The 11,273-nt window shown below is 55.3% G+C and carries 9 protein-coding genes; 4 read left to right on the forward strand and 5 right to left on the reverse strand.

Annotated elements, in window-relative coordinates; genetic code table 11:
• The coding region (locus tag B3P58_RS03620; protein WP_286716114.1) for a 7TM-DISM domain-containing protein at positions 1-800 on the reverse strand (800 nt) is incomplete at its 3' end.
• Between the two features lie 141 nt (positions 801-941).
• On the opposite strand from B3P58_RS03620, the gene B3P58_RS03625 reads away from it, so the two are divergent.
• On the forward strand, positions 942-1,769 hold the full coding sequence (locus B3P58_RS03625) for a sugar nucleotide-binding protein (RefSeq protein WP_186435750.1): 828 nt from the start codon (positions 942-944) through the stop codon (positions 1,767-1,769).
• 44 nt (positions 1,770-1,813) lie between these two features.
• Here the strand turns inward: B3P58_RS03625 and B3P58_RS03630 are convergent, their stop codons facing one another.
• The 4 genes from B3P58_RS03630 to leuS all read right to left on the reverse strand — a co-directional run bounded on the left by B3P58_RS03630 (position 1,814) and on the right by leuS (position 6,868).
• Positions 1,814-2,407: a hypothetical protein gene (locus B3P58_RS03630; RefSeq protein WP_145466314.1), complete on the reverse strand. Its 594-nt coding sequence runs from the start codon at positions 2,405-2,407 to the stop codon at positions 1,814-1,816.
• A 199-nt stretch (positions 2,408-2,606) separates the two neighbouring features.
• Positions 2,607-3,611 carry a DNA polymerase III subunit delta gene (gene holA / locus B3P58_RS03635; protein WP_225693127.1) on the reverse strand — a complete coding sequence of 335 codons (1,005 nt, stop codon included), beginning with the start codon at positions 3,609-3,611 and terminating at the stop codon, positions 2,607-2,609.
• Positions 3,608-4,144, reverse strand: coding sequence for an LPS assembly lipoprotein LptE (gene lptE / locus B3P58_RS03640; protein ID WP_286716115.1), 537 nt, complete (start codon positions 4,142-4,144; stop codon positions 3,608-3,610). The genes holA and lptE overlap by 4 nt, the downstream gene beginning before the upstream one ends.
• A gap of 150 nt (positions 4,145-4,294) precedes the next feature.
• Entirely contained in the window at positions 4,295-6,868 is a 2,574-nt protein-coding gene (leuS, locus tag B3P58_RS03645; protein ID WP_286716148.1) for a leucine--tRNA ligase, read from the reverse strand.
• Positions 6,869-7,199: 331 nt separating this feature from the next.
• Here leuS and B3P58_RS03650 point away from each other — a divergent pair, with 331 nt between their 5' ends.
• The 3 genes from B3P58_RS03650 to B3P58_RS03660 form a co-directional block, all read left to right on the forward strand.
• Positions 7,200-7,832, forward strand: a complete 633-nt coding sequence (locus B3P58_RS03650) for a c-type cytochrome (protein WP_145466309.1) — start codon at positions 7,200-7,202, stop codon at positions 7,830-7,832.
• Positions 7,833-7,860: 28 nt separating this feature from the next.
• On the forward strand, positions 7,861-9,375 hold the full coding sequence (locus B3P58_RS03655) for a phospholipase D family protein (RefSeq protein ID WP_186435749.1): 1,515 nt from the start codon (positions 7,861-7,863) through the stop codon (positions 9,373-9,375).
• A gap of 123 nt (positions 9,376-9,498) precedes the next feature.
• Positions 9,499-11,273 (forward strand): TonB-dependent receptor (locus B3P58_RS03660; RefSeq protein WP_286716118.1); only part of this gene is annotated, 1,775 nt, incomplete at its 3' end.

Below are 11,273 nucleotides of genomic sequence, written 5' to 3' on the forward strand. Positions count from 1 at the left end.
CGCAGGAATGAAACCCCGAACAGTGCAAGAAAGGCCTCAGACAGGGCGAGACTGAGCAGAATCGCCAGATCGTTCAGGTGTGGAGATTCTGGCCACAGTAACGCATAAGTCCAGCCATGCAGAGCGGCCATCATCATGGCAAAGGCGCCGATGCTGAGCGAATACAGGAAGAAAATCAGATCGCGGCTCAGTAAAAAAATCAGCAGGTTATAGGCCAGCATACTGAACAGGATTGCGTGAAATGCAGCGTCAAAGGTAACTTCGCCGACCCGTTGCTGCCAGTAGTTCTGTTCCGGAAAAGTGCGGATGGGAATCTGCACCGATGACTCCGAATGCACGTACAGATACAACCATTGTGCCTGGCTGAGTGGCGGCACTGGAAAGGCAAATTCGGGCACAGCCAGAGGGCGGGAAGAATAGGGCAGGTCGTTGCCGGCATCGGTGTGCAGCAGTACAACATCACCGTGCATAATATAAAGCTCGATATGGTCGAGCAGTGGATATCCCAGTTCCAGAATCCAGGGCTGCCGCTGATAATCAAAGGGCAGCTGACTCAGTGGCATCCGTACCCAGACGTGGTCATCGCTGAAGCCAAGGTTGATGCTGGCAGCCGGCATGTCCCGCCACATATCGTCATTTAAGCCCACAACCTGTTGCAGGCTGGAGAACTCTGCAGCCTGGTAAACCTGAGCCATCAGCGGGGCAGGAGCATCCGTTTCGCCGCCCGCATAACGGGCAGTCGCAAAAGCACCGCCGAACAGAAACAGTGCGAGTATGAACAAACGATAATATAAAGACATAAGTACAACAGGCAGCAATATCCCCTGAGTATAGACGGGTCGTACAAATGCACGTCGTGATTGGCCCGGCGGCAGGGTATTATGCAGGCTGTAATATCAGTGGCCCTCAGTCTGGCCCCAGCGCACAGGAGACCCGGAGTCTTGGCTATCAGCAGTTTTCACAGCTTTATCATCGGCGCTAACCGCCCGGTGGGACACTTTCTTACCCGCAGTCTGGCTTCTCAGGATCTTATGTATAAAGGCTTTGGCCTGGAAAGCCGTGAGCGTTTGGCTATGGCGGCCGTTGGCAAACCTTTTTTTGTACTGGTGCCATCACTGTTTCATCCGGATGACTATGCGCATGTTCCTTTCTGGCTGGAGCAGGCGGAAGAGCAGGATGTCCCGGTGGTATTGCTGTCCTCCAGCGCTGTTTTCCGTGCCCGCGCGGATGCTGTCTACCAGGAAAATGATGAGGATTATGCCGATCATCCACTGGCGCTGGATTTACTGGCTCTGGAAGCCTTGACCCGTAATAACCGTCGTCATCTGATCCTGCGCATTGGCCAGGGGTTTTCGCTGATGGCTGACGATTTTGCCAACCGCCTGCTGACGGCTATCCGTGATGAGCATTCCCTCAGCCTCGATATGCAGCGTAAGTTCAGTCCGACGCCTGCTGATGATATTGCCGAAGTGATTCTGGCGATGCTTAAACAGGCAGCCTGCAGCGACGATTTATGGGGTACCTATCATTTTTGTGGTGTGGAGCCGATCTCTTCATATGCCTTCGCAGAGGCGCTGCTGGCGGAAGCCGGTCAGTATGAAAATCTCAGTGGCGTGGAGCTGAAATCACAGGAAGGCGGCTTGATGCCGGCGGTCTGGGCACCGGTTACCGATAATACGCTGCTGTTTCACACCTTTGGCATCAAGCCGAAAGCCTGGCGTAAGGGATTAAGTCGCCTGATCCGCCGTTATTATCGTGCCGAAGGCTAGTGGTACGGGAGACCGTTGCAGGGTGTTAAGATCTGGCCTGGGAATCAGGCCAGGTTCAGGGCTGATGATTCCTGATACAGTTTCATCAGCTTGTCAGTAATGATGGTGCGGATACCTTCGCGCTCAAGGCCGGACAGCGAAGTCAGCTCTTTCAGGCGCAGACGGTTCAGGTGCAGACAAGGCATCTGATCATTGAATTCACGCAGGTCGCCTTTCATCAGTACCGGCAGGAACGGATCTTCGGTATTGGAACGGCGCAGAATCTGGCGGATACCTTCCTGAAAAGGAATCGGTACCGAGCGCACGTTTTTGTCTTTATGTGAGATCACCAGATACAGGCCGGTTTTACCGATCAGATTGCCAGGGATAACATGCAGACCGGTTGACTGTACGGCATCCGGATTCAGATGGCTGAACGTATCGTGGAAGGCGTAAGGGTCGGGCAGAATAACCATCTGACGGTTGGCTTCTTCGGGGAAGAAAATACTGTAGTTGGTATACAGCTGACGTACGGAGCCGGAGAATACGCAGAAGCGGTTTTCAAACTGCTTAACGAAATTCATAGCGCGCTGGTGCTGGTGGATTTTCTCCAGGTCCCAGACCAGATCTGAATTTTGTTGTTTGTTTACGGCGCTCATAACGAACATCCTCTTAGTCTGCATACTCAGCTTAGCATTACGTCATATTATTATATTTTAACGTTTTTACCACGACGCTTAACGTTAAAAGGCATAATGTGACAAAAATTGTCATCCGAATACGGCAATTGCCGCCATTACCACAGCAGTATCTCAGTTAAATGTTGGGATTTCTGTGACAGCGGTAGTGCTGAAACTGTTAACCAGTCGTCAGCCTTACACCTGTTAACAGTACAGTTAACTCACTTAACAGAAGCCAGGGATCATCGCCGCTGCCTTTAATGGCTGCATCGATTTTTTCGGCCTTACGCAGGGCGGCATGGAGCTGTGGGGCGCGCAGGTTCTGCAGAGCTTTTTTGTAGGGAGGCTGTTGTTTGGGCCAGATATTCTGTGCCTTGAAGGCTTCACTCAGCTGTTGTCCGCCAAGATCCTGCATGGCAATCAGCTGGCGGATCTTGCGCGTCAGGGCGCCGAGTATCATCAGCGCATCGACACCTTCACCTTTTAAATGCGAAAGAATGCGGCTGGCTTCGGCCAGGTTACCGAGCAGGCAGGTATCGGCCAGACCAAAGGCGTCAAAGCGGGAGCTGTCGCCAATGGCTTCGTTAATCATCTCTTCGTTGATGGTGGTCGTGCCCAGCAGGCGCAGCTTTTCAACTTCCTGCACGGCAGCGAGCAGGTTGCCTTCGGTCTGATGCGCCAGAGCAGCCAGGGCGGGAGGTTCGATCTGCAGGCCGGCAATCTGCAGGCGGCGTTTCAGCCAGCCCGGATATTGCGAGCGTTCGATGGGCCAGATCGGCAGGAAAACACCGGCTTTATCCACCGCTTTAAACCAGGCGCTGCGCTGAATGGTGCTGTCGAGGCGCGGGCAGATAATCAGCAGCAGGTTATCCGGGTTGGGATTATCAAGAATCTGCTGAATAGCCGCGCCTTTATCGGAAGGCTTGCCGTTACCAATCCGTACTTCAAGAATACGGCGACTGGCAAATAACGACATGGCGTTGGCTTCTTCCAGCAAATGGCGCCAGTCAAAGCCGGCTTCAGCATGGAACAGCTCACGCTCCTCGACACCGGCCTTACGTGCAGCTGCACGGATCTCGTCGCAGGCTTCCATCACCAGTAAAGGGTCGTCACCGGACACCAGATAGCAGGGTGCCAGTCCTTTGGCCAGCAGGCCGCTGAGCTGGTCCTGGCGGATTTTCACGGCTGGGTGCCTGTTGCGGCAGGAGCGCTTTGGGTTGTGGCTGCGCTTTGGTTGCCTTTGCCGAGGCTTTGCAGGCGGCGCAGCAGCTTGTTGACCAGTTCGCGCTCCAGCTCAGCCCGTTGCTGGCTTTCGGCGCTGGCAGTACCGACGACGTTGTTCACATCGTTGGTCAGGGTGCGGCGTGCTTTCAGTTCAATTTCGACATCGGTATCGCGGCCAATGTGCAGGATATGAGCGGTCAGACGGCCGTTCAGTTCGAACTCGCCTACCTGACCACTGCTGCTGACCGACAGCGTACGCCGTTCGATATCCACCGGCTCAATACGCAGAATGGCCGGGGCGTCTTCGGCGCTGGCGGTCAGTACGACATCGTTGAACTCCAGCTGCAGCTTTAACTGTTGGTTAAAGCTGTTGCTGGCCTGACTCTGCAGATACATCACCCGGTATTCCGGCGGCAGCGGCGTAACACCACGCAGATGCCAGCCGCAGGCAGAAAGTAATGATAATGTGAGAATCCAGGCAAGAGGGCGCATAGGCTTCCTATCAGCTGTTCAATGTGGGCGGAGCGTTGGCGAGGCCGCCGGAACAAGGCAAAAATACGTGAGAAGGCGCAGTTTATAAGTCATAAATGAGCATTTCGAACGTATTTTTAACACAGTACCGGCAACGCAGGCAGCTCCGGATCAGTTAGCGACGATATTAACCAGCTTACCCGGTACCACAATCACCTTGCGTACGGTCACACCTTCGAGCTGCTGGGCAACGGCCTCTTTGGCGGCGGCTTCAAGATCGTCTTTGCTGGCGTTGGCCGCCACTTCGATCTTGGCACGCAGCTTACCGTTCACCTGAACCACCACTTCGATGGAATCACGCACCAGAGCGCTCTCGTCAACCACAGGCCAAGGGGCATCAATCACCAGACCATCGTTACCGAAGGCAATCCACAGAGCCTGGGTAATGTGTGGCGCAATCGGCGACAGCATGCGGATCACCGCATCGAGACCTTCTGCCACCACTGCACGGCCACCGGCAGATGCCATATCGGCTTTCTGCAGGGTGTTCATCAGTTCCATAATGGCGGCGATACCGGTGTTGAAGTTGTAGCGGCGACCAACGTCATCGCTCACCTTCTGAATGGTTTCGTGCACCTTACGGCGGGCGTCTTTCTCATCTTTGGACAGGTTCGCCGCATCACCACGATCTGCCTGTTGCAGTAGTTCGTAGCTTAAACGCCAGACGCGCTGCAGGAAGCGCTGGGCACCCTGTACGCCGGAGTCAGACCATTCCAGGGTTTGCTCCGGGGGCGCTGCGAACATGGTGTACAGACGCACGGTATCGGCGCCGTACAGTTCGATGGCTTCCTGCGGATCGACACCGTTGTTTTTCGACTTCGACATTTTGCTCATGCCGGAGTACTGCAGTTCTTTGCCGTCGCTCTTACGCTTGGCAGCGGTCAGGCGGCCTTTGTCGTCGCGCTCAACGCTCACTTCGGTCGGATTAACCCACTCTTTGGCGCCGTGTTCGTTGGTGTAGAAGAACGCATCGGCCAGCACCATGCCCTGGCACAGCAGGTTTTTGAACGGCTCATCGCTGTTCACCAGACCGGCATCGCGCAGCAGCTTGTGGAAGAAACGTGCATACAGCAGGTGCAGAATGGCGTGTTCGATCCCGCCGATATACTGATCGACCGGCAGCCAGTAATTGGCTTCTTCCGGATTCAGCATCTGCGTATCGTCGCGCGGTGAGCAGTAGCGCGCGTAGTACCAGGACGACTCCATAAAGGTGTCGAAGGTATCGGTTTCACGGAATGCCGGCTGACCGTTGTATTCGATGTTTTCGAATTCCGGGTTGTTCTTGATCGGTGAGTTCACACCATCCATCACAACCTCAGTCGGCAGAATTACCGGCTGCAGGCTTTCCGGTGCAGCAATGGAGTCACCATCGGCGGTACGGATCACCGGAATCGGTGCGCCCCAGTAACGCTGGCGGCTCACACCCCAGTCGCGCAGGCGGTAGTTCACTTTGATCTCGCCTTTGCCCTCTGCCGCCAGTTTGGCGGCGATGGCGTCGAAGGCGGCGTCAAAACCGAGGCCGTCAAATTCGCCGGAGTTAATCAGGGTGCCTTTTTCGGTATAGGCCGCTTTGCTCAGGTCGCACTCGTCGCCTTCGTTGGCGGCGATGACCTGATGAATTTCAATGCCGTATTTCTGCGCGAATTCCCAGTCGCGCTGATCGTGTGCAGGAACGGCCATGACCGCACCGGTACCGAATTCCATCAGCACAAAGTTGGCGACCCACACCGGTACTTCTTTACCGGAAATCGGGTGAATGGCAGTAAAGCCGGTTGCCATACCTTTTTTCTCGGCGGTGGCCAGATCGGCTTCGGCGGTACCGGATTTGGAACATTCTTCGAGGAATGCGGCCAGCGCAGCATTGTTGGCTGCGGCTTCTTTCGCCAGTGGGTGACCGGCAGCAACAGCAACATAGCTCACACCCATCAGGGTATCCGGACGGGTGGTGTAGATTTCCAGTGCGTCTTCGCGGTCTTTCAGGCCAAAGCGCATTTGTACGCCACGGGATTTACCAATCCAGTTGCGCTGCATGGCTTTTACCTGATCCGGCCAGCCGTCGAGCTGATCGAGGTCGTTCAGCAGTTCTTCGGCGTAATCGGTAATGCGGATAAACCACTGTGGAATTTCTTTACGCTCAACCACAGAGTCACAGCGCCAGCAGCAGCCGTCGATGACCTGTTCGTTGGCCAGAACGGTCTGGTCATTCGGACACCAGTTAACCGCGGATACTTTTTTGTAGGCCAGACCCTTGTCGATCAGCTTGGTGAAGAACCACTGTTCCCAGCGGTAGTATTCCGGGTCACAGGTCGCCAGTTCGCGGTTCCAGTCGTAACCGAGGCCCAGCGATTTCAGCTGGCCTTTCATATAGGCGATGTTTTCTTTGGTCCATTTGCCCGGAGCAACCTGATGCTTGATGGCGGCGTTTTCTGCCGGCAGACCGAAGGCGTCCCAGCCCATTGGCTGCATGACGTTTTTGCCCTGCATGCGCTGGTAGCGCGAAACCACGTCACCAATGGTGTAGTTACGCACGTGCCCCATATGTAGCCGGCCGCTTGGATACGGGAACATGGACAGGCAATAGAATTTCTCTTTATTGCTGTCGACAACGGCTTTGAATACCTGATTTTCTTCCCACTGAGTCTGTACGGAAGGTTCGATAATATGGGGCTGATAAGTCTCTTGCATCATGGCGTATGGTCTGAATCTGAGCGCAGTTAGAAAGGCGGGAAGTGTACCTGAATGCGGGTGCAGGGCACAGCCCCTTATCCATAAGCCTGGCGGTGCGGGAAGTGGATTTGGGCAACTCTGGCCGGAGTTCGCGGTTAGCGCTTGATACAGGTCAGCCTTTATTTAGAAAAGGCTAATACGAAAGGCGATTGGCTCTTGGCCTGACGAGAGCAGACGCGTATGTTTCACTCCCTAATAATAAGTTGATCAGGGTCTTCAGGGCGTTTTGTCCGCGAAAACAGCCGCTCCTGAATAACTCCATAACAGCAAAAGAACAGAAAAGTACACTATGAACAGATTAAGCAGTACGTTGGCAGGATTGCTTCTCTTACTGGGCAGCCAGGTGCAGGCCGAAAGTGTGGAGTCCATGCTGCAGGAAATGGCCATCATCGAAAAAAATACACCGCTGTTACAGGCCGCTATTGAAGATGGTGTTGAGCGTGCGCAGTTGTGCTTCCGCTGTCATGGTGATGATGGCAACAGCAAGCGCGACTATATCCCGAATCTGGCCAGTCAGAATGCCGCTTATCTTTTTACCCAGTTTGAGCATTTTGCCGATGGTGTGCGCAAAGATTATGTGATGAGCAAACTGGCCACCACGCTGAGTAAAGAAGACCGCATTAATATCGCGCTTTATTTTGCTCACAAGCCGGTGGTTAGCCGCGAACAACCCGTACCCACAAGTGCAAAAGGCGAACAGATTTATAAAACCACCTGTTTTGTCTGCCATGGCAACGCCGGCCATGGCAGCAGCCTGTACCCGCGTATCGCCGGTCAGCCATATGAATATCTGACCAAAACCCTGATGCGTTTCCTGCATAACGATCCGGAGCGTAAAAACTCACCGATGATCGGCGTGGTGCAGAATATGGATGAGCAGCAGCTGCGTGATGTGGCCGCCTATATCGCCCATATGCCATAAACGCGCATGGCAGATACTGCCGTGCTGTATGTATCTGCTGGCGGTGTTGTTTGCCGGCTGTGCCCGTCTGCCGGACTATCCGCATCCCACCTCTGAAGTTCATACTCAGGCTCCGCCGCACAGTCCGCTGACGGATTGGGCGGAGCCTCTGTTACAGCAACATCCCGGTCAGGCCGGGCTGGTGTTGCTGGCCTCCGGAACTGATGCTTTTCTTGCCCGCCTGTTGTTGGCGGCCAATGCTCATGATCGTCTCGACCTGCAATATTATCTCTACCATCAGGATCTGACCGGCAAGGTTTTTACCTGGGCCTTACTGCAGGCCGCCGAGCGCGGCGTACGCGTGCGGCTGCTGCTGGACGATATGGCAACCCGCGGCGCCGATAATGAGCTGCGGCTGCTGAACCGTCATCCCAATATTGATATCCGCCTGTTTAATCCGTTTCTGCGCGACTATCCGCGCGATATGCAGTTTCTGACCCGTTATGGGGTATCGACCCGGCGCATGCATAACAAAACCATGATTGCCGATAACACTCTGGCGATTACCGGCGGGCGCAATATCGGTGATGAGTACTTTGATGCCGCGCGTAATGCGGTGGTCTTCGGTGATCTGGATGTACTGACACTGGGGGCGGTGGTCGATGACGCCTCAACCGAGTTTGACCGCTACTGGAACAGCGAGCTGGCGGTGCCGGTGGAGCACGTGTTGCAGGATGCTGATCCGCATGACCAGCAACCGCTGAACGGACTGAGCCAGAAACTGCAGAGCTGGCTGCAGAGTAATCAGCAGCACCCTTATGTGCAGGCTTTACAGGCACGGGCCCAGAACCTGGCGGCGCACTATGAACCGCGGCTGTTCTGGGGAAAGGCGTACGTAGTGGCTGATGCACCGGATAAAATCCGCAGCCGCCGTTACCAGTCGCCGTTGTTGGGAAATCTGCTCACTCTGCTGGAAAATGCGCAGCAGGAAGTGCTGCTGGTTTCGCCCTATTTTGTACCGGGCGATGAGGGGGTTGCCTTTCTGGCGGCACTGGTCGCGCGTGGTGTTAAGGTGCGGGTGCTGACCAATTCTCTGGCCAGCACGGATGTGCCTGCGGTGCATTCGGCTTATAAACATTACCGCGCGGCGTTACTGCGTGCCGGAGTTGAACTGTATGAGCTGCGCCCGGATGCCAGCTCCGGGCGTGAAAACCGCCGCTGGACCGGCTCTTCTTCCGCCAGTCTGCACGCCAAAATGCTGGTGATTGATCAGCGCTACTTTTACGTCGGCTCGATGAATCTTGATCCGCGTTCCATCCGCGAGAATACCGAAATGGGTGTGCTGTTTGAGCAGGCGCAACTGGGTCAGGAAGCCAGCCGGGATCTGCAGCAAAACCTGCCATTCGAAAGTTATCACCTGCAGCTACATCAGGGAGAAGTACGCTGGCAGGAGCTGTACGGCGATGGCTCTGTGCAGAGCTATGACAGCGAACCCCGGGCCAGCCTGTGGCGGCGCCTGCAATCCTGGCTGCTGGGCGTTCTGCCGCTCGAAGCGGAACTCTGACGACCAACATCGTCCATGTAAGTTCAGGAATTCCTCTTATTATTTGTTGATAATCATTCTCAGACTCAGTAGCATTCGCGTCCTTTCGTATTGCTAATTACCAATCCGTATCAGGACATGCCCATGAAAACTGCTGTTTTTGCGATGATTCCAGCACTGCTGGCTCCGGTGGCTTATGCCGCAGACACACAGCTTCCGGCTGACGCTTCTGCGCCAGCGGAAAAAGTAACGCTGGACCGGGTTACGATCTCCGCCGTTCGCGGTGAGCGTGATGTTGCTACCATCCCGCATATGGTGACGGTCATCGAGCGTGAAACCCTGCAGGCCACTCTCGGTGCCAGCGGCGATCTGACCAGTGCACTGAGCCGCCTGCTGCCAAGCTTTGCGCCGTCGCGCCAGAAAATGACCGGCTCTTCTGAGAGTTTCCGTGGCCGTTCGCCGCTGATTCTGGTGGATGGTATTCCGCAGACCAACCCGCTGCGCGATGGCTCGCGTGACGGCTTCACCATCGACCCGTCGCTGATTGAACGGATTGAAGTGGTACACGGTGCCAACGCTTCCATGGGGCTGGGCGCAACCGGCGGCATCATCAACTTTATTACCCGCAGCGCTGCCGACGGCGATAACGAAATCCGTCTGAATACCGCGCTGACCAGCAGCAACGATTTTGACGGTGACGGTTTTGAATACCGCCTGGGTGGCTCGCTGCAGCGCAAGCAGGGCGCTTACGATGTGCTGGCCTCGGCGCAGTATCAGAACAGTGGGCTGTACTACGATGCCAACGGCGACAAAATTGCCGTTAACGAAACCCACGGCGACCTGATGGATTCTGAATCCCTTGATCTGCTGCTGAAGCTGGGCATGGATCTGTCGGCTACCCGCCGTGTGGAGCTGATGCTCAACCGTTACGATCTGGAAAACAGCGGTGATTACCGCAACGTACCGGGCGACCGCGATCAGGGCATTGCCGCCACCACCGAAAAAGGCAAGCAGGTGGGCGATCCGAACCGCAACAAAGCAACCGCAGCCGCGCTGAGCTACAGCGACCGTGATCTGGCCGGTGGTAACTTCAGCGGTAAGTTTTATTACCTCGACCGTACCTCGCTGTACGGCGCAACCCAGACCAAAACCTTTCAGGACCCGGCTTATGGCAGCCAGTACGATGGCACTGGTGCGCTGACGCAGAGCATCTACGATCAGTCGCAGATTGAAGTGCAGCGCAGTGGTGTGCGCCTGAGCTGGAACCGTGACGATTTCCTGCTGAATGAACTCGACTGGGTGCTGGGCTTTGACTGGGTGCGTGATGAATCGAAACAGACACTGGCGATGACCGGCCGTACCTGGGTGCCGGAAATGAAGTTCGACAACTACGCGCCTTTTGCCCAGCTCGATTACGCCCTGACCGATCGCCTGCAACTGACCAGTGGTGCGCGTTACGAGACCGCCAAACTGCAGGTGGATGATTTCACCACGCTGTATAACTACGGCTCGCGTGATGTGGCCGGTGGTGATGATGAATTCTCCGAACTGCTGACCAACCTCGGCTTTACCTACCGCATCAGCGATGGCCTGAATGCTTATATCTCCTACAGCGAAGGCTTCAATATGCCGGATGTGGGTCTGGTGCTGCGCGGCATCAACACCGACGGTCAGGATGTGGATGATCTGGTGCGTATCAAGCCGATCATCACCGATAACTACGAAACCGGTTTCAACTATCAGGGCGAAGCGCTGAGTCTGAAAGCCAGTTACTTCCGTTCGACCTCTGCCTTTGGTTCGCGTCTGGCCGACACCAATGGCGATGGCAGCTACGAAGTGATCCGCGAGAAAACCCGCACCCACGGTTACGAACTGCAGACCGCCTATATGTTTAGTTACGATCTGGAAATCGGTGGTTA

Source organism: Thalassolituus sp. UBA2009, assembly GCF_002335285.1.
GTDB lineage: Bacteria > Pseudomonadota > Gammaproteobacteria > Pseudomonadales > Oceanobacteraceae > Venatoribacter > Venatoribacter alkanivorans.

Excerpts from the sequence above, each read along its gene's own strand:
- B3P58_RS03630 (WP_145466314.1), bottom strand. The coding sequence starts at position 2,407 with ATGAGCGCCGTAAACAAACAACAAAATTCAGATCTGGTCTGGGACCTG.
- lptE (WP_286716115.1), bottom strand. The coding sequence starts at position 4,144 with ATGCGCCCTCTTGCCTGGATTCTCACATTATCATTACTTTCTGCCTGC.
- leuS (WP_286716148.1), bottom strand. The coding sequence starts at position 6,868 with ATGCAAGAGACTTATCAGCCCCATATTATCGAACCTTCCGTACAGACT.
- B3P58_RS03650 (WP_145466309.1), top strand. The coding sequence starts at position 7,200 with ATGAACAGATTAAGCAGTACGTTGGCAGGATTGCTTCTCTTACTGGGC.
- B3P58_RS03655 (WP_186435749.1), top strand. The coding sequence starts at position 7,861 with ATGTATCTGCTGGCGGTGTTGTTTGCCGGCTGTGCCCGTCTGCCGGAC.